This is a genomic window from Acrocarpospora corrugata (assembly GCF_009687845.1).
Taxonomy (GTDB): domain Bacteria; phylum Actinomycetota; class Actinomycetes; order Streptosporangiales; family Streptosporangiaceae; genus Acrocarpospora; species Acrocarpospora corrugata.
In genome coordinates this window covers 12,668-32,993 of record NZ_BLAD01000040.1, presented here as the reverse complement: position 1 = coordinate 32,993, position 20,326 = coordinate 12,668, and the positions used below count along the sequence as shown (strand labels likewise).

The following is a 20,326-nucleotide window of genomic DNA, read 5'->3' as shown; positions in this document are numbered from 1 at the left end:
GGCGCTCGGGCTGCCGCTGGCCGCCATGGTGACGGCCAAGACCGGCCTGGGCAAACCCGAGGACGCCGCACGCTACCTGGCCGTCCCGGTGCCGGACGCGATGTTCCAGACCCCCGTCGGGCTGCACTACCTGACCGCGCGCGGCACCTTCCGGCTCGCCGCCGGAGCCCCGGAGGACGCCCTCGCCGACTTCCTGGCCTGCGGCGACCTTATGCGAAGCTGGGACGCCGACCTGCCCGGCCTGGCCGCCTGGCGGCTCGGCGCCGCCCGCGCCTGCCTCGACCTCGGCCGTACGGCCGACGCCAGGGCCTTCGCCGACGACCAGCTCGCGCGGCTCGGCCCCGGCTCGGCCAGGGTGCGCGGCATCGCGACCCGGCTGCGCGCCGCGACCCTCCCGGTCGAGCAGCGCCCGGCCGCGCTGGAGCACGCGGTGGAGCTCCTGCAGTCCGCCCAGGACCAGCTGGAACTCGCGCACGCGCTGGCCGACGCCGGCTCCGCGTACTCCCGGCTGGGAGACGGCCACCGGGCCAGGTCGGTCGGCCGCCGCTCCAGCCAGCTGGCCAGGACCTCCGGCGCGGAGCCGCCCGAGCCGCCGCGCGGGCCCGCCATGGGAACATCCCGCTCTGACCTTTGTGGGCGAAACCCGCCAAAGTTGATCCACTACTGTGTTGTGCGTCGCCTTACGGACGGGGGAGCGGGGCATGAGCGCGGGAGACTTCGACTACGAGAGCCACGGCCAGGGTTACGCCGTGCAGCGGCGCACCGATCCGCGGATCGCGGCGCAGGTGCACGCCGCGCTGGGCGAGGGCCGCAGCCTGATCAACGTCGGCGCGGGCGCCGGGTCGTACGAACCCGAGGACCGGTATGTCGTCGCCGTCGAACCGTCCGCGGCCATGCGCGCCCAGCGCCCCGCCACCCGCGTGCCCGCCCTGAACGCGACCGCCGAAGACCTGCCGTTCGACGATGGCGCCTTCGACGCCGCGCTGGCCTCGATCACCGTGCACCAGTGGAAGGACCGGGAGCGCGGCCTGCGCGAACTCCGCCGCGTCTCCCGGGGGCCGGTGGTCGTGATGACGTTCGACGGCACCGCGCTCGACCTGCTCTGGCTCGGTGAGTACGCCCCTGAGCTGTTCGCCGTGGAAAGCCCGCGATACCCGGACATCGACTGGATCGCCGCCCGGGTCGGCGGCACCGTCCGGGTGGAGACGGTCGCGATCCCGATCGACTGCGTGGACGGCTTCACGGAGGCCTACTACGCCCGCCCCGAACGTCTCCTCGACCCCCTGGTCAGGAAATCCCAGTCGGCGTGGGGTTTCGTCGACGACGCCGACGAGGTCCGCGCCGTGGAACGCCTGCGCGCCGACCTCGAGAGCGGCGCCTGGGACGCCCGCTTCGGCCACCTGCGCAGTCAGCCCGAATTCCTGGGCTCACTCCGCCTGATCATCGGTCTCCCGTGACCTGATCGGGAACCCCCGCCTTAACCCGCACGGAACCCCTCTTCTGAGGCAATTCTCTCCTGTTCCGCCGCCTACGTTTCTGTGCTATGAGCAAGCCGCGTAGAAATACGCCGACAGGCGTGAGATTCGCTTGGATGGGCCCAGTCCTCGGCGGGGTCCTACTGCTTTGTTCCTGCTCGTCGGAACCAGAAAGCGCCTCATTCTCCAACCCGATCCCCCCGGCGGCAGCGGAATCCACGGCCCCTCCAGCCGAATCCGATCCCCCCGAGCCCATCGAGGAAGAAACCGACGACGGGGAATCCCTCATCGACGAAGAATCCACCCCGGCCGAGGACCCCGAGGAAACCGAGGACGAGTTCTTCGGCGGCACCTACACGGTGACCATTTCCGGTGTCGCCGGCTGGACGGAATTCACCCGCGAAGGCACGGTCACCATCCAGGAGACGATCGCCGAAGTCGGCACCAACAACGGCGTCAACCCCATCGACGTCTGCCTCGTCTCCGGTATGCCCGCCGGCCTCCCCGAAGTGGGCGCGATCTGGTTCGCCAGCAACTCCGGCTGCATCCCCGGCGCGGGCGCCGCCCAACTCGACATGGCCTACGTCGAAGTCGACGGCTCAACGGTAACGGTCCAGCCCGACGAACGCATCGCCGCCACCCTGTCCAACAACTTCACCGTCAACGACGACTACATCACCTCATCCATCTTCGCCCCGGTCTCCGGCCAGATGACCATCACCACAGACGCCGACGGCGACCTCTCCGGCTCCATCGCCATCACCGGCTACAGCGGAATGGGCACCGCGACGTACCAGGCGGAAATCAGCGGGCAACGCGCGTGATGGCCCGGCGGAGCGGGTGGCGTCCACTACGACTCGCGGCATGGGATGTGGGGCCGTTCGCGGCCCTGGCTGGATGATGGCGCGCAGCTCGCCTTGGCGCATTTGGCTGGACTGCGAATGGTTACAAGGAGCGGAGGTAGCCGGTGACCGCTGATGCGTCGTCCGGGGCGGCGATTAGGCCGATGTAGCCGTCTGGGCGGATGAGGACAAGGGCGTCCTGGCCGTATGTGTGTGCCACGTGCCCGGCGACGTCAGCGAGGCCGCCTGGCCCGATCAGGTAGGGCTTGACGATGTCGGTCTTGAGGTCGTTGAGTGTGGTGCCGCAGCGTTCGCCCAGGCCGAGCAGGGTGAAATGGGGTCCGCGGAAGAGGGCGAACAGGCGTTTCCGTGTGCCGGTGAACGGGTCGAGGCAGGGGGCGACCCTCTTCCGCTACTTCCCCACGAAAGAGGACCTGATCCTGCACCGGATCGCCGACCACCAGGGTGAGGCCGCACGGGTGGTGCGCGACCGCCAGCCCGAAATCTCGCCGCTGACCGCACTCCACCGGCACTTCCGGTCCGGCCTCGACAGCCGCGACCCCGTCACAGGCCTCAACGACCATCCCGTGGTCATGGCTTTCCACCGCCTGGTGTTCACCACACCGAGCCTGGCCGCACGGGTCACCCAATACATGCTCGACAACGAGGAGTCCCTGGCAGAGGTCCTCAGGGGTGACATCACGGCACGACTCCAGGCGGCACAAGTGATCGCCGTCCAACGGGTACTCGCCCGAACCAACTGGCAAAGACTGGTGGCAGGTCAAACCGCCGACGAGGTCTATCCCGAGGCCGTCGCCGACGCCGACCGGGCATTCGCGCTACTCCAGACCGGCTTCCGCGATGCCACCGACGCCGATTCGTAGGAATTCCAACCCCGAGGGGTCAGGGGCGGTGGCGTTCGGCTTTCATTCGGGCGACCATGGCGGCGGCCTGGGTGCGGCGTTCCATGCTGAGTTTGCTGAGGAGGTTGGAGACGTAGTTCTTCACGGTTTTCTCGGCGAGGAAGAGGCGCTGGCCGATCTGGCGGTTGGTGAGGCCTTCGCCGATCAGGTCGAGGATTTGGCGTTCCTGGTCGGAGAGGGCGGCCAGGGGGTCTTTGCGGGCGGCTCGGTCGCGTAGGCGCTGGAGCATGGTGGCGGTGGTTTGCGGGTCCAGGAGGGAGTGGCCGGCGGCGATGGTGCGTACCGCGCCGACCAGGTCGGAGCCGTGGATCTGCTTGAGGACGTAGCCGGCGGCGCCGGCCATGACGGCGTCGAAGAGGGCGTCGTCGTCGGCGTAGGAGGTGAGCATCAGGCAGGCCAGTTCGGGGATCCTGGAGCGGACCTCGCGGCAGACGCCGACGCCGTCCCCGTCCGGCAGGCGTACGTCCAGGACGGCGACGTCCGGTCTGAGCGCGGTGATGCGGGCGATCGCCGACTCGGCCGTGCCCGCCTCACCGACGATCTCGATGTCGTCTTCCGCTTCCAGCAGGGCGGCCACGCCACGGCGGACGACCTCGTGGTCGTCGACCAGGAACACTCGAATCATGCCTTGAAAATAGGCCTTGATCGCTGCCGGGTGTAGGGACCAAGGTCACCTGTGGCGCGATCTCTCGCCCGGCCGGGCCGACCATTTGCGAATTTGTCCGATTAGGGACTTCCGTCCCTACCCTCTCCGCCGCGTCGCGGCTGAGCTGAAAGGTAGCGGACAAATGGAGGTGGAGTGATGGGCACGATGTCGCACCGCGACCGGGGCTTCTTCCCGGAGATCCTCGACATGCTGCAGGCCCCGATGGTCAGCATGCGCCCGATGGGCCAGGGTGTGCGGTTCGAGGACTTCATGCGCGACGGCGAGTACGTCCTGCGGGCCGAACTCCCCGGCGTGGACCCGGCCAGGGACGTCGAGGTAACCGTGAGCGGCGGAATGATGACCGTCCACGCCGAACGACACCAGGAGGACAAGGAAGGAACCCGTACCGAATTCTCGTACGGCAGCATGACCCGATCGATCAGCTTGCCCATGGGCGCGATGGAAGACGGCATCAACGCCGTCTACGACAAGGGCATCCTGGAGATCACCGTCCCGATCGCCGAGAACAAGCAGTCCGGCATGCGGGTCCCCATCTCAACCCCGTGAATCAGATGGGGTCTTGAAGGGTCGAAAGTCCCGAATGTGAAGGACTTCTGGGGTGGCCGACGGGAGTCGTTCAGCACTCAAAAGCCGGTGGCGGAAGCGCTGTCATAAAGCTGTCATAAAGATGCGACAGCACACAGGGCCACCACCGAAAGGGGCCGACGATGGCCACCCCCACCCTCCCCGTCACGAACGCCCTCACCCCGAGAACCACCTCCCGGCCCGTCGACCACGTCTGGGCCGTCACCCGTATCGCCATCGGCTGGATCTTCCTCTGGGCCTTCCTCGACAAGGCCTTCGGCTGGGGTTTCGCCACCCCCGCGGACCGCGCCTGGATCAACGGCGGCAGCCCGACGACCGGTTTCCTGAAGGGCACCGGCGAGCACGCCCTCGGCGACTTCTTCGCCACGCTGGCCGGTCAGGGCTGGGTGGACTGGCTGTTCATGCTCGGCCTGATCGGCATCGGCGTCGCGCTCATCACCGGTGCCGGCATGCTGATCGCGGCGGCGGCCGGCAGCCTGCTGCTGGTCCTGATGTGGGCGGCCGAACTCCCACTGGCCACCAACCCCTTCATGGACGAGCACCTCGTCTACGCCGCCGTACTGGTCGGCCTGGCCCTGGCGGGAGCCGGCGACACCCTCGGCCTCGGCAGGTGGTGGGGCAACACCACAATCGTCCGGAAACACCCAGTCCTCAAGTAACGCAGAGCCCCCAGGACGCCCATCCACCCCCGATGGGCGTCCTGGCTTATGGGTGCGAAAATCCCGACATGACCCCCAGTGAGCCGCACCCCCTCATCCCGAGCATGCGCCTGGACGAACTGCTGGCCGAACTCCAGACCCGGTTGCAGGCCGTGCTCTCCACCCGGGACCGGGTGCACGCCCTGCTGGAGGCAGTGGTCCTGGTCGGCAGCGACCTGGAGCTGGAGACCGTGCTGCGCCGCATCGTGGAGACCGCCGCCCGCCTGGTCGACGCCGGTTACGGAGCGCTGGGGGTGATCGGCGAGGAGAACACGCTGGTCGAGTTCATCCCGGTCGGCCTGACCCAGGAGGAGATCGCCCGCATCGAACACTGGCCCCACGGCCTGGGCCTGCTCGGCTTGCTGATCAAAGAACCGGTGCCGCTGCGACTGGCACGCATCTCCGACCACCCGGATTCCTACGGCTTCCCACCCGGCCACCCGCCGATGGGCTCCTTCCTCGGCGTCCCGGTCCGAGTCCGCGACGAAGTGTTCGGCAACCTCTACCTGACCGAGAAGCGCGGCGGCGCCGAGTTCGACGAGGAGGACCAGGCCGTGGTGACGGCCCTGGCCACCGCCGCCGGCGTCGCGATCGAGAACGCCCGCCTCTACGAGGAGAGCCGCCGCCGCGAAATCTGGCTCCAGGCCTCCACGGAAGTCACCACCAGCCTCCTCTCGGGCGAGGACGTGGACGAGGTACTGACCCAGGTGGCCCGCCGGGTCCGCCAGATGGCCGATGCCGATCTCGCCACCATCATGTTCCCGGACAGCACCAAGCAACTGCGCGTCATGTACGCCGACGGCGCAGTGGACGAACCGGCCGCCAACGGGCTCACGCCAGCCGCCGATGGGACCACGTCGGCCGCCGACGGGCTTACGTCGGCCACCGGCCGGAGCACGTCCGCCTCCGACGGGCTCACGCTGGTCACCGACCGGACCAGGTCGCCCGTCCATGGGATCACGCCGGACGAGACGGTCTCGCCGGACGCCTACCGGAGTGGCGAGCCGCGAGCGGGTTCCAGTGACGATCCCTCCTGGGGCCCCGTGGCCGCGATTCCGCTGGGTGCGGTCGGGTCGGTCCGCGGTGTCCTGGGGCTGGCCAAACGGCCGGGCAGGCTGCCGTTCACGCCGTCCACGCTGCGCATGCTGCACGCGTTCGCGGGCCAGGCCGCCCTTGCCCTGGAACTCGCCGAGGCGCGCGAGCACGCCGAGCGCCTGAGCCTGCTGGAGGACCGGGACCGGATCGCCAAGGATCTGCACGACATGGTCATTCAGCGCCTGTTCGCGGTCGCGATGACCTTGATGAGCATGGTTCGCCTGGTGGAGCGCCCGGAGTCCGCCACCCGGCTCCGGCACGCCATCGACGAACTGGACGACACGATCCGCCAGATCCGCTCCACCATCTTCGCCCTGCAGACCCCGCCCGGCGAGTCCGAGCCGAGCCTGCGGGCCCGGATCGTCGACCTGCTGGAGAGCGCCCGCGGCCATCTCGGCTTCATGCCCGGCCTCCGGATGGAGGGCCAGCTCGACAACGACGTTCCGGCCCCCCTCGCCGACCACCTGCTCGCCGTACTCCAGGAAGCGCTTTCCAACGTGGTACGGCACGCGAAAGCCTCAAAAGCCCAAGTGTCCGCGATCGTCACCAGCGAGAACGTCACGCTCATCGTCGAGGACAACGGTGTGGGGCTCCCGCCCGACGGCAGGCGGAGCGGATTGCGCAACCTCCGCGAACGGGCGGACCAGCTGGGCGGATCGTTCGCCGCCGACGCCGCGCCCGGCGGCGGCACCCGCATCATCTGGAGCGTCCCCCTCACCTGAGGACCAAGGTCTCTGGCAGGAGCGCGCGCCTGCGGTGACCCTGGAATACATGGACACCCTGGATCGAGTGGACGCCTACTGGCGCGCGGCCAACTACCTTTCCGTCGGCCAGATCTACCTGCTGGACAACCCCCTGCTGACCGAGCCGCTGCGCCCCGAGCACATCAAACCCCGCCTGCTGGGCCACTGGGGCACCACCCCCGGCCTGAACTTCTGCTTCGCCCACCTCAACCGGATCATCGCCGAACGCCGCCAGGACATGATCTACATCGCCGGCCCCGGCCACGGCGGCCCCGCGGCCGTGGCGCACGCCTGGCTCGAAGGCACCTATTCCGAGATCTACCCGGACGTCTCCCAGGACGCCACCGGCATGCGCCGCCTGTTCCGCCAGTTCTCCTTCCCCGGCGGCATCCCCAGCCACGTGGCCCCGCAGACCCCCGGCTCCATCCACGAGGGCGGCGAACTCGGCTACTCCCTCGCCCACGCGTACGGCGCCGCCTTCGACAACCCCGGCCTGGTCGTGGCCTGCGTCATCGGCGACGGAGAAGCGGAGACCGGACCCCTCGCCGCCAGCTGGCACTCCAACAAATTCACGGACCCGGCCAGGGACGGGGTCGTCCTGCCCATCCTGCACCTCAACGGCTACAAGATCGCCAACCCCACGGTCCTGGCCCGCATCCCCGCCTCCGCCCTGGCCAAACTGCTGGAAGGGTACGGCTACCGCCCCCACCTGGTCGAAGGCGACGACCCGGCCGTCACCCACGAGCTCATGGCCGCCACCCTGGACGCCGTGTTCGACGAGATCACGGCATACCGGGCCGGCCGTACCGACCGGATGCCCATGATCGTTCTGCGGACCCCCAAGGGCTGGACCGGCCCGCACTCGGTCGACGGCCTGCCGGTCGAAGGGACCTGGCGGGCGCATCAGGTCCCGCTGGCCAAAGTCCGCGAGAACCCCGAACATCTGGCCATGTTGCAGGCGTGGATGCGTTCCTACCGGCCGGAGGAGCTGTTCGACGCCGCCGGTCGTCCGGTCGCCGAGATTCGGGAGACCGTACCGGCCGGGGTGTTGCGGATGAGCGCCAGCCCGCACACCAACGGCGGCCTGCTGGTGCGCCCGCTGGCCCTGCCGGACTTCCGCGACTACGCGGTGCCGGTCGTCGAACCCGGGCTCGTGCTCACCGAACCGACCCGGGTGCTGGGCCGGTTCCTGCGCGATGTCATCGTCGCGAACCCGCGCGACTTCCGGCTGATGGGCCCCGACGAGACCGACTCCAACCGCCTGTCGGCCGTTTTCGAGGTCACCGGGCGGGCCTGGAACGCCGAGACCCTGTCCACCGACGAGCATCTCGCCCCCGGCGGCCGGGTCATGGAGGTGCTGAGCGAGCACCTGTGCCAGGGCTGGCTGGAGGGGTATCTCCTGACCGGACGGCACGGCCTGTTCAACTGCTACGAGGCGTTCATCCACATCGTCGACGCAATGTTCAACCAGCACGCCAAATGGCTGGACGCCTGCCGCGACATCCCGTGGCGGCGGCCGATCGCCTCGCTCAACTATCTGCTGTCCTCGCACGTGTGGCGGCAGGACCACAACGGGTTCAGCCACCAGGATCCGGGCTTCCTGGACGTGGTCGTCAACAAGAAGGCGTCCGTGGTGCGCGTCTACCTGCCGCCGGACGCCAACACCCTGCTCTCGGTCGCCGACCACTGCCTCCGCTCGCGCGACTACGTGAACGTGGTCGTGGCGGGCAAACAGCCGGTGCTCGACCTGTTCCCGATAGATGAGGCGATCACGCACTGCACCCGCGGCCTGGGCATCATCGACTGGGCCTCCAGCGACCACGACGGCGAACCTGATGTCGTGCTGGGCTGCGCTGGGGACGTGCCCACGCTCGAAACCCTGGCCGCCGCGGCCCTGCTCCGCGAGCACCTGCCGGCCCTGAAGATCCGCGTGATCAACGTGGTGGACCTGATGCGCCTCCAGCCTCCGTCCGAACATCCGCACGGCATGTCCGACCTCGAATACGACACCCTGTTCACCACCGACCGCCCGGTCATCTTCAACTTCCACGGCTACCCCGCGCTGATCCACCGCCTCACCTACCGCCGCCACGGCCACGCCCACCTGCACGTCCGCGGCTACAAGGAGGAAGGCACCACCACCACCCCCTTCGACATGGCGATGCTCAACGAAATCGACCGCTACCACCTGGTCATGGACGTCATCGACCGCGTCCCCGGCCTGGGCGCCACCGCGGCCCACCTCCGCCAGCGCATGTCCGACGCCCGCCTGCGCGCCCGGGCCTGGACCCGCGAACACGGCGAAGACGACCCGGCCATCCGCGACTGGACCTGGCCTGCCGCCTGAGCACGCGGGCTCCGCAATCCGTGACCGGACCGGGCCTGGCTGATCACGCAGGCTCCGACCATCCGCGACCGGACCTGGCCTGCCTGATCACGCAGGCTCTGGCCGGGCGCGGCCGGCCGGTCGGCCTGCTGGCTGATCACGCAGCCTCGGTGACTCGCTCGTCGCGCCAGGAGTTCTGAGCCGGGAGGGTGATCACGTGGTTGGAGCTTCGGGTCAATCCCTGAGCCGGGGGAGGACCTCGGCTCCCAGACGGCGGATGTTCGCCAGGGTGCGCTGGTGGTCGCCGGCGCCCTCCACCATCAGGATGAGGTGGTGGAGACCGGTGGTGTCGCGGGTCGCCCGGAGGGTTTCCACGCAGTGGTCCGCGTCGCCGACAGGGTGGGTCCGGATCAGGAAGTCCATGTATTCGTTGAGGTCGCGGGCCTGGCGGGGTCGACCGTCCGCGCGTACGTATCCGGCCAGGCCCGGCTCCAGCCAGCGGGGGAGCAGGGTTCTCAGTTCGTTTCGCGCCGCTTTCGTGGAATCGCCGACGTAAGCGAGCACCGCCGCCAGATGCGGGGCGTCGAGGTTCGGCGCCGTCCGCTCGTATTCGGCCAGGATCGCGCCTTTGGCGGCGTCGTCCAGTTCCATGCCGAGGAGCAGGCCAAGGCCGCGCTCGGCCGCCAGGCGGGTCGTCCGGTCCGAAGCCCTGGCCACCACCGGGCGGAGCCGGGCGGACGGCACCATCGCCACCTCGCGGAAGCGGAAGAACTCGCCGTCCGCCGACACCGAAGGCCGGCTCAGGGCCTGGCAGAGCAGGTCGAGGGATTCCGGGAACCCCCGTTCCCACCGGGCCAGGCCGGCCCCGAACACCTCCAGATCCACCCACGGGCCGCCCCGGCCCACACCGAGCGTGAAACGGCCGCCGGACAGGTGGTGCAGCATGGCGGCCTGCTCCGCCAGGGCGACCGGATGGGCGGTGGACAGCACGCTGACGGCCGTGCCGACCGTGATCCGCTCCGTCCGGCCCAGGGCCATCGCCGCCAGCGTGATCGCGGACGGGCACACCCCGTACGACATGAAGTGATGTTCCGCGATCCAGGCGTCGTCGAAGCCCGCCTCCTCGGCGGCGGAGACCGCCGCCAAGGTGTCACGCAGGACCTGCTCGGGTGGGCGGCCGGGACCCCCGGCCGCGATGAGGAATACACCGATCCGCATGCCCCCCATCGTGACGTCAGATGAAGGTGGGAGCCTCCACCTGCGGCACGGCGCAGAACAGGCCGACCTCCCGCGTCACCGCGCGGATCTCGGCGAGCAGCAGCGGCGACGGCAGCACGTACGGCTCGGCCGCGGCCATGTCGACCTGGTAGCCCATGTCGCCGAGGGCCGCCACGGTCAGCCGGCTCAGCGGGTTGCCGACGCCGGTGCTGACCCTGCTGGTCATGAGCTCGCCGCCGAACACCGACTCGCGCCAGTGCGAGCCGACGCTGCCGGGACCGCCGACGTTCTCGACCGGCACCGGGTGCGGTTCGCCGGTGCCGAGCAGGATCGCGAACTCCTGGCCCGCGCCGGTGCCGGTGAAGACCGGGTCGGGGGTGCCGAAGCCTTCGACGAGGTGCAGGTCGCCCCAGATGCCGGCGCCGAAGCCCAGCGCGTGGCCCATCTCGTGCGCGATGACGTCGTGCAGCAGGCCGGACTGCTCCATCCGGTCCAGGTCGAAGCTGTCGAAGGTCATCGTGCCGACGGCCGGGAGATGGCTGGCGGTGCGGATGAGCAGCGGGCGGGCCTGGCCGAGGACGTTGCCCTGCGGCGTCCCTGCCCCGTCGATCTTCGCGCCCTGGGCCAGGATCACGATGTCGTCGATGACCTCCTCCGCCGTCAGCCCTTCGGGGAGCTCCGGCAGGTTCGGGATGGCGACGTCGGGCAGATCGCCGACGATCATCCGGGCCCAGCGGTCGGCGGCGGCGGCGAACGCGGCCTTCTGGGTTTCGCTGAGGCCGCCGAGGAAGCGCACCTCGATCGTGAACGGCGACTTGGTGTCCGTCAGTGCCAGCGCGCGCTCCGAGCTGGCACGTGCCATATGGGTCTCGAACTCGCTCATGGGTTCCGTTTCCCCTCTCCGTGACGGACTTCGATCGTGCTCCGTCCGGGGGCGTCACGGCTTGAGTAGCCCGCTACTCAACATCGGAGTGGATGTCCCGATCTGGACACGACGAGAACCAAACCCCGCGCTGCCCCGTCCCCCTTGTGCCCCTCTGTCACACCTTGGAGTCGTCTTGTCGATCCGCGCGGTCATCTCCGTCGCCGTCCTGGCCGGTGGGGTGCCCTGCAGCCTGCCCGCCACCGCCCACTCGTCCGCCGCGACCGACATCGTGGAGTACGAGTGCACGACGAACGCGGTACAGGGAAGCAGAACATCAGGGTGAAAGGTCACGATGACGATGCCGACGGGTGCGACCCCGGGCGTGCAGATGAGCATCGGTGTCCTGCTGAGCTACGAAGGCACCGGTTTACGCGCTCCCACCACGGGACTCCCCGCCGGCACCAAGGTGTACCCCTACGCCTCCATCAGCGAACTCCCGGGCCTGAACTCCGCCACGGGCGTCGGTGAACTCGGCACGATCGCGGCCGGTCAGGTCATCACCCTGCCGACGACGACCGTCAACCTGCTGACGAAGTCGGACAATGAAGGCATCGCATCCGTGCGGCCCGGGGCCATGAACTTCGGCACGAGCCCAGGAGCGCCGTTCATCCAATGCCGGGTGCTGAACGCGACCGCCCTGCAGACCTACCCGCTCACCGTGTCGGGCGGCGGCCAATCGGCCAGTTCCACTCCGTCGCCGACCGTGACCGCCACCGCGGCGGGCACTGATGACGAGACAGCGGACGAGACCACCGACGGCGACATCTTCGAGGATGAGAGCGGGATGGAGACGCCGGTGGGGGCGGCGGAGACCGGCGGGGGCGGGGACGCCGGGCCCGATGGGCGGATGCTCGTGGGCACCGGCCTGCTGATCATCCTGGCGGCCGGTTCCGGTCTCCTGCTGCACCGTCGCGGCACCTCCGTCCGCCCACGCTCACCGCGTCGGCCGGGCGACATTTCCCGAAATGTCGCCCGCTAATTCGAGGGGGTCCGGGATTCTGCCTACGATGATTCGGTGAATGTGCTCGACAGGCCGGAGTGGGAGGCCAGGGCTGAGGCTCATCGGCGGCGGGTGGACGGGTGGATCGGCCCGCATCTGAGCCGCCGCCGCGCCGGCGTGGCGCACCCGGTGGAGGACTTCCTGTTCAGCTACTACGGCTATCGGCCCAGCCGGTTGCGCCGCTGGCATCCGGGGGCGGGAGTCGTACTCGCCGGGGCGAGGGAGTACGGCACGGGATACCTCGACGCGGGCGACGGCGCGACCCTGGACACGGCGGCGCTGATGGAGCGGCGGCGGGAGAGCATCGAATGGGTCGCCGGGCTGCTGGCGGCCACCGCCGGGCGGCCCGGGCAGTTCGGGTGTTTCGGCATGCACGAGTGGGCGATGGTCTACCGGCAGCCGCGCGAGGAGGTCAGGCACGCCGCCCAGCCGCTGCGCATGTCGCTGGAGGAGGTGGCCGTCGTCGTCGAGGAACGCCCGCTGCGCTGCACCCACTTCGACGCCTTCCGGTTCTTCACCGCGCAGGCCCGGCCGCTGAACCTGGTCCAGCCCACCCGCGAGCGCCAGCCCGAGCTCGAACAGCCCGGCTGCCTGCACGCCAACATGGACCTCTACAAGTGGGCGGCCAAACTCTCCCCGCTGGTGCCGAGCGAACTGGTGGCCGACTGCTTCGAACTGGCCCGCGACATCAGAGCCGTCGACATGCGCGCCAGTCCGTACGATCTGAGCCACCACGGCTACCAGCCGATCGAGATCGAGACCCCCGCCGGGCGGATCGAGTACGCGGCCGCCCAGCGTGACTTCGCGAACCGGGCGGCGCCGCTGCGGCAGCGCCTGCTGTCCGCCTGCCGGGACCTACTGACCGAGGCCGGCGCAGCGTAGGACGGCCGGGATCAGGCGCTCGTTCTCGAGGGCCGCGCCCGCCGGGTCCGGGATCTGCCGCTGCGCGTAGCCGTAAGCGATGCCGGTGCGCGGATCGGCGAGCGCCTGGGAGCCCGCCGCGCCGCTGTGGCCGAAGGCGTCCGGGCCGAGCGACGGGTAGAGCAGGGCGACGGCTTCGAAGCCGAGGGCGAACTTGTTCTTGTCGTCGGTGACCAGGTCGGTGCCAGGCGTGTGCAGCCGGGAGAATTCGGCGATGGTGGGCGGTGTCAGGAGTTCGAGGGCGGCGGCGTACATGCCGGCGAGTCCGCGGGCGTTGCCGACGCCTCCGGCGGAGGCCGGGCCCAGCCTGCGCACCGTGGGGCTGTTGCCGAAGCCCGCCAGGTTGGTGGGGGAGAGGGCGTTGAGGTTGAACGCGATCCCGGTCAGGCTCAGCGGGTCGATCACGACATCATCGGAGAGCGGCTGCGTCGGCCGCGCCCGGACGAATCGGGAATCGAGCTCCGGAGGCAGCCCCAGGTAGAAGTCGAGCCCGTACGGCACCCGCAGGCGCGTTTCGTAGATTTCCTGAATCGACTGCCCGGTCGCCCGGCGGACGACCTCGCCGGTGAGCGCGCCGATCACGAACGCGTGGTAGCCGTAGGCGGTTCCGGGCGTCCAGAACGGCCGCTGCCCGGCCAGCCGTTTCGCGATGATCCGGTCGTCGGCGAGCTCCATCTGGGTGAAACCGCCGTCGACGCCGATCAGGCCCGCCCGGTGGGACAGCAGGCCGCGCAGGCTGATCTCCGCCGGAAACTCGGGCCAGTGATCGCCGACCGGCCGATCCAGATCGAGCACGCCGTCCTGCACCAGCAACGCCACGACGAGATGCGCCGCACCCTTGGTGGAGGAGAAGACGGGATGCAGCGAATCGCCCGTGATGCCGTCCCCGGCCCAGAGGTCGACGACCTGTTTCCCCTGCCGGAACACCGCGAGCTGCGCGCCCGCCTCGTCCGGTTTCGCCGCCAGTACGGCCGCGAACTCGTCCCGTACATCCTCGAACCCCGGCGCGACCGCCCCGTGCACAATGACCATTACGCCGACTCCCAATTCCAACCTTTCGCGGCACTCTAGGCCCAGGCTGGAAATGTCGGTATATCGGGTGGCAGGGTTACCGGTCCTCCGTGATCAGGCGGTTCACCAGCCGGGGCAGCGCCACGCTGATCGGATCCCTGATCACTTCACTCGCCAGCTCGTCGTACGGCGTCGCCCCCGCGTTGACGATGATCAGCTGAGCGCCCGACTCGACCGCCAGGCCCACCAGCCCCGCCGCGGGCTGAACCTGCAACGACGTCCCCACCACGACGAACACCGCGCTTCGCTCGGCCGCCCGGACGGCCTCGTCGAGCGGCCCCTGCGGCAGCGCCTCGCCGAACATCACGGTGGCGGTCTTCAGAATCCCGCCGCAGTCCCGGCAATCCGGATCGTTCTCCCCGCCGTCGATCCGGTCGAGCGCCTCACGCAGTGTCGTACCTACCGCGCATTTCACGCAGACCACCCCGAACATGTTCCCGTGCAGCTCCAGCACCTTGTCCGGCGCCGACCCCGCCCGCTGATGCAGGCCATCCACGTTCTGCGTGATCAGCCGATCCAGCCGCCCCGCCCGCTCCAGCGTCACCAACGCCAGATGCCCCGGATTCGGCTCCGCCTCCCACGCCGGGCTGCTCCGCCGGAACTCCCACGACCGCCGCCGGATCTCCGGATCGCCCAGGTAATAACCGATGGTGACGAGCCGCTGATAGTCGGGATCCGCCCGCCAGAGCCCCTGCGGCCCTCGATAGTCGGGAATCCCCGACTCGGTGGAGATCCCGGCCCCGGTCATCACCGTGATCATTTAGGCCCCCTTCGGCGCGTGACGGCATCCCGGGCCCGTTCGCGTCCACCAGGCCCGGTACGGTGGATCTTCGTAATATCTCACCATCGAGCGGACTTCCATCGCATGCGTTCGCCCGTGCAGTGCTCAGCGGACTTCGCCTCATCGCCCGCGAAGTCACCAAGTTCGGAACGATCGGCGCGATCGGGTTCGTGATCAGCGTGCCCGGCTCGAACGTGCTGCGCTACGGCGTCGGCCTCGGCCCGCTGACGTCCGTCGTCCTGGCCACCGTGGTGGCGTGCGTCTTCACCTACTACGCGCACCGCCACTGGACCTGGCGCGACCGCGGCAATTCCGGGCAGATGCAGGAGTTCGCGCTGTTCGCCATTTTCAATGGCATCGGCCTGCTCATCCAGCTGCTCTGCGTCGGCTTCACCGAATACACCCTCAAGCTCAGCAATCCGGTGGCGCTCAACTCCGCCAACCTGGTGGGCGTGGCCGCGGGAACGCTGTTCCGCTTCTGGGCCTACCGGAAGTGGGTCTTCTTTCCGGTCACGGTACGGGACGTGCCGGAAGCGAACCAGGAGACGCAGATTCCGGTCCCCCGGAGTACGCAGGACTGATGTTTCAACGGCACGCGAGGGGTACGTGCCGGGGATGGATGCCATCGTTTTCCTCAAAAATGACCATAAAACGGTCGAAAAGCTGTTCAAGCGGTACGAGAAGGCTGGGCGGAAGGCGTACAGAGAGAAAAGAGAGCTCGTCGCCAAAGTCATCGAAGAGCTGACCGTACACGCGCACATCGAAGAAGAGATCTTCTACCCGGCCGCGCGGAAAGCCGCGCCGGAGACCGACGACCACGTGCTCGAAAGCGTCGAGGAACACCACGTGGTGGCGTGGATCCTGGCCGAACTCAAGAATCTCGACGTCAAGGACGAACGATTCGACGCCAAGGTGACGGTGCTCATCGAGAACGTCCGCCACCACGTCGAAGAAGAAGAGCAGGAGTGGTTCCCGCAGGTGCGGGCCGCGATGGGCCGCAAACGGCTGCGGGAACTCGGCGAGGAGATGGAGGCGGCCAAGCCGCGCGCGCCCCGCGACCCGCTGAGCGTGCCCAGCGCCGACGCCTAGAGAGCGCTCAGGAGTCGTCCAGGCGTGGGAAGGCGACCTCCCGCAGAATCAGGCCCAGAGCGGCCGCGACCGGGATCGCGATCAGCGCCCCGACGATGCCCAGCAGCGTCGCCCCGACGGTGACCGCGATCAGGGTGACCACACCGGGCACCTCCACCGCCTTGCCCATGACCCGGGGCACCAGCACATAGTCCTCGAACACCCGATACACCAGGACGAACCCAACAGTGGCCAGGGCCACGGGCAGTGAGACCGACAGGGCCACCAGAGCGACCGCGATCCCCGCGATGGTCGACCCCACCACGGGAACCAGGTCCATCAGCGCGACGAACAAGGCCAGCAGCAGCGCGTACGGCACCCGGAAGATCTCCAGCCAGACGAAGGTCAGCACCCCCGCGACCAGCGACGTCGCCAGGTTGCCGAGCACGAACATGCCCACCTTGCCGAGAATGTCGTCCGCCATGAGGATCGCCCTCGGCCGCCGCGAGTTCGGCACACACCGGTACACGGTTGCCTTGATCCGGGGCATGTCGGCGAGGAAGTACACCGTGAGCACCAGCACGATCACCAGCGAGGCCGCCGCCCCCGCCACCACCTTCCCCGCCCCCAGCACACCACCGACCAGGGACAGGCCACGCTCCCCGGTGCCCAGCTGCTGAATGTGCCGGGCCAGCTCGAATCGTTCGTTGAGCTTGCCGAGGAAGGTCCGCTGGCTGGTGGCCTCCTTCAGGTAGGTCGGCGCCTCATGCGCGAACTGCGCGCCCTGGGTGAGGATCGCCGGAATCGCCAGCGCGAGGAAACCCGCCACCAGGCCCAGCGTCAGCGTCACGATGAGCAGCACACTCGCCCATCGGGGCAGGCCCCGCCGTACCAGCCAGGCCGCGGCAGGTTCGAGCCCGATCGCCAGGAACAACCCCAGCCCGATGAGAATCAGCACATCCCGCGCCGCTCCCAGCAGCAGGATCACCCCATAGGTCGTCGCCACCCCCGCCGCCGCCGTCATCCCCACGAAGAAGGGCGACCGGCGATCGAACGGCCGCCCCCGTTTGCCGAACGGCCTCTCCTCCGAGGAGGTGGCGACAGCCGTCTCCACCGCCCGCTCCACCGTCCCCGGCGCGGGCTTCCCCGCCTCGAGATTCGGCGACGCCGGCGGCTTCTCTTCAGGGGATTTCATGGCATATTCCGGACTCCCATGCCACGCTCCTACCCCTTGGCTGTCGCCATTCGCACTGGTCAGCGGGCTTTACCCCGATTTCACGTCGGTACGAAGATCAGGTCGTTCTGAAGGTGACCAGATAGGCCAGGATGAGGATGGTCAGGACGACGAGCAGGACGCTCGTGCCGCTGACCATCACGACGACGCGGGCCCGCTGGATCAGCCAGCGGATGGCGCCCAGGACCAGCATGATCGCGGTGCCCAGGATGAGCAGCGTGATGCTGGTGGGGTCGACGGGAACGGGCGGCATCGCCAGGCTGTGGAGGATTACCGTTGACATGGACTCACCTCGCTGAAGTTAACTGAGATTTCAGCTCCTCAGATGAATTCACCTGGGTGGACTGATGCCCGTTGGCCGAGTCGGCCATTCTCCCCTCCTGGCCAGAAAAAGGTGACTAGAATGGCGGCCTCGATCTCGTGACTGCCACGTAGTAGCCACTTCGTTATTGCTCAGCTGCATGTTCTTCATTTCGCTCGGGGTTTAGTGATATAGCTGAAGTTCAGGTGAATTGGAGTCGTGGTGGCCGTCGATCGAGAAACACTGGCCCGCTGGTTGCGAGAGCTTCGCGAAGAGCGCTGGCCGGGCATGCGGATCACACAGGCTCAGCTTTGTGCCGCTTTCGGGGTCAGCGTCCCGTTGGTCTCGTCATGGGAGTCGGCTCGTACCCCGAAGATCCCGCCGATGGATCGCCTCCAGGGCTACGCGATCTTCTTCGCCACCAGGCGCTCGATGGCGGGCGGAGTCCCGAGGCTGCTGGCTTTGCCGGACCTGACCGATGAGGAACACGCCGAATTCGATCGGCTCTTCACCGAGCTGAAACGACTGCGCGCCATCGCCCTCGCCGATCAGAACACCGTGCAGACGGGCGGGGAGGAGAAGCGCGCCGGCGTCAGCGCCGGCCCGTGGCATTTCGCCGACGACATGCCGATCACCATCATCTGCTCGCAGGTCCCGGGCGAACTACGAGCCAAGATCCCGTACGCGGATCCGAACTTACCCGACTACATCGACCTGTATCGCTATTCCGACCTCGATTCGCTGTTCGAACTCCACGGCCACTTACGCGCCGCGAATCCGTCCAGCCTGGTCACCCTCCGGTCGGTCGGGGATCTGGAGGCCGACGATCTCACCACCCACATCGTGCTATTGGGCGGCGTGGACTGGAATCGGATCACCGCGTCATTCCTCGATCGGCTCGAACTCCCCGTCCGGCAGGTGCCCGATTGGGCGGGTGAGAAGGGGCCCTATTTCGAGGTGGACGAGGCCGATGGCACCCGGAGGCATCACGCCACGCTGAACGGGGCGGATCGCACGCTGGTGGAGGATGTGGCCTTCTTCTATCGCGGTCCGAACATCAACAACAAGGAGTGCACGGTAAGCATCTGCAACGGGATCTACGCCCGAGGCGTGTACGGCGCGGTCCGAGCGCTCACCGACGCGCGGTTCCGCCAGCGAAACGACGCCTACCTGGGCGAGCGTTTCGCGGACGCCGAGTCGTACAGCATGCTCATGCGGGTCCGGGTCGAGGGCCGCCTCGTGCTCACGCCGGACTGGACCATCGACACGGTCCGGCTGCACGAATGGCCGGAGCCGTCCGATGCCAACTGAGATCGAACGGACGCACCATCACGGTTCGCACCGGCATCTGATCACCGAATACGACGAGCCGCCCACCGGGCCACCCGCGCCCGTGCACGCCATCGTGGTGCCCACGATCCGGCATCCTCGCTGGCTTAAACACGCCGCCCGGCTGGCGGGATACCTCGGGTGCCCGCTCGTGTCGCTGCACAGCCGGAACTGGAGCAGCGCGGCGCAGGCGGAGAGGGTCGTGCCGCCCGAGGTGGACCTGATCGCGATCGACATCGGCGACGTCGGCCAGCTGAACCTGCCGGCTTTCGCGACCGACGCCCTGCTGCGCGGCACGATCTTCGATCGGGTCACCGATCTGAGCGCGAAGCGCAACGTGGGGCTGGCACTGGCGCGGATGACGGGCTGGGAGCGCATCGTCTTCCTCGACGATGACATCGAGGTCGGGGCGCTGCACGAGGTGTCGCGCGCCGCCGCGCTTCTGGATATCTACGACGTCGTCGGGATGCGGATCGGTGGCTACCCGGACAACTCCGTGGTGTGTCACGCCTATCGGGAGACCGGCGGACGTCAGGATTCGTTCGTCGGGGGCGGCGCGCTCGCCGTGGAGACGACCAGGAACGTCTCCTTCTTCCCGAACGTGTACAACGAGGACTGGTTCTACCTGCTGGGGGAGAAGTCGGTGCGGCCGCTCGCCGTGACGGGGATGGTGAAGCAGCGGCCGTACGACCCGTTCGACCGGGAGGGCAGGGCGCGGGACCAGGAGTTCGGTGACGTGCTGGCCGAGGGCGTCTACTGGCTTCTGGACGAGGGATCCGGGCGCGGCTGGAGCGCGGCGGCGGATCACCGGCATTGGGAGCGTTTTCTTATTCGGCGCCGGAAATTCGTGGAGCACGTGCTGCGCCGGGTCCGGGCGAGCCCGGAAACCGTGAAATCCGATCCGAAATCGATGGAGGCCTCCCTGCTGGCCGCTCTCGGCCGGCTCAGCCGAATCGAGCCGAAGTTCTGCGTCGAATATGTGGAAGCGTGGCTGGAAGATCGTATTCGGTGGGAGAAGTACCTGGGTGGTTTGCCGAAATACCCCGGGAGGGTCGGCGGCGCGGCCGAATGGCTGATCGGCGAGGGGTCGCGCCGGACGGATCGAGGTCATCGATAGCCTATGA

The 20,326-nt window shown here is 68.6% G+C and carries 22 protein-coding genes; 14 read left to right on the top strand and 8 right to left on the bottom strand.

Features of this window, described 5'->3' with window-relative positions:
- Nucleotides 1–126: 126 nt before the first annotated feature.
- Nucleotides 127–609 (bottom strand): hypothetical protein, encoded by a 483-nt coding sequence (locus Acor_RS07300; protein ID WP_155335795.1) that lies wholly within the window; start codon nt 607–609, stop codon nt 127–129.
- Nucleotides 610–701: 92 nt separating this feature from the next.
- Between Acor_RS07300 and Acor_RS07295 the strand changes: the two genes are divergently transcribed.
- From Acor_RS07295 to Acor_RS07285, 3 genes are all read left to right on the top strand, one after another.
- Complete coding sequence (locus Acor_RS07295) at nt 702–1,457, top strand: class I SAM-dependent methyltransferase (protein WP_155335794.1); 756 nt, start codon at nt 702–704, stop codon at nt 1,455–1,457.
- 134 nt (nt 1,458–1,591) lie between these two features.
- Nucleotides 1,592–2,299, top strand: a complete 708-nt coding sequence (locus Acor_RS07290; RefSeq protein ID WP_155335793.1) for a hypothetical protein — start codon at nt 1,592–1,594, stop codon at nt 2,297–2,299.
- 395 nt (nt 2,300–2,694) lie between these two features.
- The gene (locus Acor_RS07285) at nt 2,695–3,201 is read left to right on the top strand and encodes a TetR family transcriptional regulator (RefSeq protein ID WP_218034169.1); all 507 of its coding nucleotides are present in this window, start codon (nt 2,695–2,697) and stop codon (nt 3,199–3,201) included.
- Between the two features lie 19 nt (nt 3,202–3,220).
- On the opposite strand, the gene Acor_RS07280 is transcribed toward Acor_RS07285, so the two are convergent.
- The gene (locus Acor_RS07280; protein WP_155335792.1) at nt 3,221–3,865 is read right to left on the bottom strand and encodes a response regulator; all 645 of its coding nucleotides are present in this window, start codon (nt 3,863–3,865) and stop codon (nt 3,221–3,223) included.
- Between the two features lie 177 nt (nt 3,866–4,042).
- Here Acor_RS07280 and Acor_RS07275 point away from each other — a divergent pair, with 177 nt between their 5' ends.
- The 4 genes from Acor_RS07275 to Acor_RS07260 all read left to right on the top strand — a co-directional run bounded on the left by Acor_RS07275 (nt 4,043) and on the right by Acor_RS07260 (nt 9,375).
- Entirely contained in the window at nt 4,043–4,453 is a 411-nt protein-coding gene (locus Acor_RS07275; RefSeq protein WP_155335791.1) for an Hsp20/alpha crystallin family protein, read from the top strand.
- A 161-nt stretch (nt 4,454–4,614) separates the two neighbouring features.
- Nucleotides 4,615–5,151, top strand: coding sequence for a hypothetical protein (locus Acor_RS07270; protein ID WP_155335790.1), 537 nt, complete (start codon nt 4,615–4,617; stop codon nt 5,149–5,151).
- A 68-nt stretch (nt 5,152–5,219) separates the two neighbouring features.
- The gene (locus Acor_RS07265; protein WP_170316831.1) at nt 5,220–7,007 is read left to right on the top strand and encodes a sensor histidine kinase; all 1,788 of its coding nucleotides are present in this window, start codon (nt 5,220–5,222) and stop codon (nt 7,005–7,007) included.
- A gap of 49 nt (nt 7,008–7,056) precedes the next feature.
- Nucleotides 7,057–9,375 (top strand): phosphoketolase family protein, encoded by a 2,319-nt coding sequence (locus Acor_RS07260; RefSeq protein ID WP_170316830.1) that lies wholly within the window; start codon nt 7,057–7,059, stop codon nt 9,373–9,375.
- 213 nt (nt 9,376–9,588) lie between these two features.
- Here Acor_RS07260 and Acor_RS07255 read toward each other — a convergent pair whose 3' ends face one another.
- Nucleotides 9,589–10,572: an LLM class flavin-dependent oxidoreductase gene (locus Acor_RS07255; protein WP_155335788.1), complete on the bottom strand. Its 984-nt coding sequence runs from the start codon at nt 10,570–10,572 to the stop codon at nt 9,589–9,591.
- A gap of 16 nt (nt 10,573–10,588) precedes the next feature.
- Nucleotides 10,589–11,455 carry a leishmanolysin-related zinc metalloendopeptidase gene (locus Acor_RS07250; RefSeq protein WP_155335787.1) on the bottom strand — a complete coding sequence of 289 codons (867 nt, stop codon included), beginning with the start codon at nt 11,453–11,455 and terminating at the stop codon, nt 10,589–10,591.
- Between the two features lie 175 nt (nt 11,456–11,630).
- On the opposite strand from Acor_RS07250, the gene Acor_RS07245 reads away from it, so the two are divergent.
- Genes Acor_RS07245 through Acor_RS07235 form a run of 3 tightly spaced genes read left to right on the top strand, consistent with a single transcriptional unit; the run spans nt 11,631 to nt 13,379 of the window.
- Entirely contained in the window at nt 11,631–11,780 is a 150-nt protein-coding gene (locus Acor_RS07245; RefSeq protein WP_155335786.1) for a hypothetical protein, read from the top strand.
- 45 nt (nt 11,781–11,825) lie between these two features.
- Entirely contained in the window at nt 11,826–12,476 is a 651-nt protein-coding gene (locus Acor_RS07240) for a hypothetical protein (protein ID WP_155335785.1), read from the top strand.
- A 36-nt stretch (nt 12,477–12,512) separates the two neighbouring features.
- On the top strand, nt 12,513–13,379 hold the full coding sequence (locus tag Acor_RS07235; protein ID WP_155335784.1) for a 3-methyladenine DNA glycosylase: 867 nt from the start codon (nt 12,513–12,515) through the stop codon (nt 13,377–13,379).
- Here the strand turns inward: Acor_RS07235 and Acor_RS07230 are convergent.
- Both Acor_RS07230 and Acor_RS07225 read right to left on the bottom strand, forming a co-directional pair.
- The gene (locus tag Acor_RS07230; RefSeq protein ID WP_155335783.1) at nt 13,353–14,450 is read right to left on the bottom strand and encodes a serine hydrolase domain-containing protein; all 1,098 of its coding nucleotides are present in this window, start codon (nt 14,448–14,450) and stop codon (nt 13,353–13,355) included. The genes Acor_RS07235 and Acor_RS07230 overlap by 27 nt on opposite strands.
- A 76-nt stretch (nt 14,451–14,526) precedes the next feature.
- Entirely contained in the window at nt 14,527–15,249 is a 723-nt protein-coding gene (locus Acor_RS07225) for an SIR2 family NAD-dependent protein deacylase (RefSeq protein WP_155335782.1), read from the bottom strand.
- A 122-nt stretch (nt 15,250–15,371) separates the two neighbouring features.
- Here Acor_RS07225 and Acor_RS07220 point away from each other — a divergent pair, with 122 nt between their 5' ends.
- Both Acor_RS07220 and Acor_RS07215 read left to right on the top strand, forming a co-directional pair.
- Entirely contained in the window at nt 15,372–15,851 is a 480-nt protein-coding gene (locus tag Acor_RS07220) for a GtrA family protein (protein WP_170316828.1), read from the top strand.
- Between the two features lie 34 nt (nt 15,852–15,885).
- Nucleotides 15,886–16,359 (top strand): hemerythrin domain-containing protein, encoded by a 474-nt coding sequence (locus tag Acor_RS07215; RefSeq protein WP_155335780.1) that lies wholly within the window; start codon nt 15,886–15,888, stop codon nt 16,357–16,359.
- A gap of 7 nt (nt 16,360–16,366) precedes the next feature.
- Here the strand turns inward: Acor_RS07215 and Acor_RS07210 are convergent, their stop codons facing one another.
- Complete coding sequence (locus tag Acor_RS07210; protein ID WP_155335779.1) at nt 16,367–17,533, bottom strand: AI-2E family transporter; 1,167 nt, start codon at nt 17,531–17,533, stop codon at nt 16,367–16,369.
- Nucleotides 17,534–17,630: 97 nt separating this feature from the next.
- Nucleotides 17,631–17,855, bottom strand: coding sequence for a hypothetical protein (locus Acor_RS07205; protein WP_155335778.1), 225 nt, complete (start codon nt 17,853–17,855; stop codon nt 17,631–17,633).
- A 402-nt stretch (nt 17,856–18,257) separates the two neighbouring features.
- Between Acor_RS07205 and Acor_RS07200 the strand changes: the two genes are divergently transcribed.
- Nucleotides 18,258–19,184: a hypothetical protein gene (locus tag Acor_RS07200; RefSeq protein ID WP_218034168.1), complete on the top strand. Its 927-nt coding sequence runs from the start codon at nt 18,258–18,260 to the stop codon at nt 19,182–19,184.
- The gene (locus Acor_RS07195) at nt 19,174–20,319 is read left to right on the top strand and encodes a glycosyltransferase family 2 protein (protein ID WP_155335776.1); all 1,146 of its coding nucleotides are present in this window, start codon (nt 19,174–19,176) and stop codon (nt 20,317–20,319) included. Before Acor_RS07200 ends, Acor_RS07195 begins: the two co-directional genes overlap by 11 nt.
- Nucleotides 20,320–20,326: the final 7 nt, after the last annotated feature.

Bases quoted from the DNA above. Each gene is read 5' to 3' on its own strand.
- Acor_RS07215 (WP_155335780.1), top strand. From the start codon at position 15,886: ATGGATGCCATCGTTTTCCTCAAAAATGACCATAAAACGGTCGAAAAG.
- Acor_RS07210 (WP_155335779.1), bottom strand. From the start codon at position 17,533: ATGAAATCCCCTGAAGAGAAGCCGCCGGCGTCGCCGAATCTCGAGGCG.
- Acor_RS07255 (WP_155335788.1), bottom strand. From the start codon at position 10,572: ATGCGGATCGGTGTATTCCTCATCGCGGCCGGGGGTCCCGGCCGCCCA.
- Acor_RS07300 (WP_155335795.1), bottom strand. From the start codon at position 609: ATGGCGGGCCCGCGCGGCGGCTCGGGCGGCTCCGCGCCGGAGGTCCTG.
- Acor_RS07280 (WP_155335792.1), bottom strand. From the start codon at position 3,865: ATGATTCGAGTGTTCCTGGTCGACGACCACGAGGTCGTCCGCCGTGGC.
- Acor_RS07260 (WP_170316830.1), top strand. From the start codon at position 7,057: ATGGACACCCTGGATCGAGTGGACGCCTACTGGCGCGCGGCCAACTAC.
- Acor_RS07230 (WP_155335783.1), bottom strand. From the start codon at position 14,450: ATGGTCATTGTGCACGGGGCGGTCGCGCCGGGGTTCGAGGATGTACGG.
- Acor_RS07250 (WP_155335787.1), bottom strand. From the start codon at position 11,455: ATGAGCGAGTTCGAGACCCATATGGCACGTGCCAGCTCGGAGCGCGCG.
- Acor_RS07290 (WP_155335793.1), top strand. From the start codon at position 1,592: ATGGGCCCAGTCCTCGGCGGGGTCCTACTGCTTTGTTCCTGCTCGTCG.
- Acor_RS07225 (WP_155335782.1), bottom strand. From the start codon at position 15,249: ATGATCACGGTGATGACCGGGGCCGGGATCTCCACCGAGTCGGGGATT.
- Acor_RS07205 (WP_155335778.1), bottom strand. From the start codon at position 17,855: ATGTCAACGGTAATCCTCCACAGCCTGGCGATGCCGCCCGTTCCCGTC.
- Acor_RS07195 (WP_155335776.1), top strand. From the start codon at position 19,174: ATGCCAACTGAGATCGAACGGACGCACCATCACGGTTCGCACCGGCAT.
- Acor_RS07270 (WP_155335790.1), top strand. From the start codon at position 4,615: ATGGCCACCCCCACCCTCCCCGTCACGAACGCCCTCACCCCGAGAACC.
- Acor_RS07275 (WP_155335791.1), top strand. From the start codon at position 4,043: ATGGGCACGATGTCGCACCGCGACCGGGGCTTCTTCCCGGAGATCCTC.
- Acor_RS07295 (WP_155335794.1), top strand. From the start codon at position 702: ATGAGCGCGGGAGACTTCGACTACGAGAGCCACGGCCAGGGTTACGCC.
- Acor_RS07265 (WP_170316831.1), top strand. From the start codon at position 5,220: ATGACCCCCAGTGAGCCGCACCCCCTCATCCCGAGCATGCGCCTGGAC.
- Acor_RS07200 (WP_218034168.1), top strand. From the start codon at position 18,258: ATGGATCGCCTCCAGGGCTACGCGATCTTCTTCGCCACCAGGCGCTCG.
- Acor_RS07240 (WP_155335785.1), top strand. From the start codon at position 11,826: ATGAGCATCGGTGTCCTGCTGAGCTACGAAGGCACCGGTTTACGCGCT.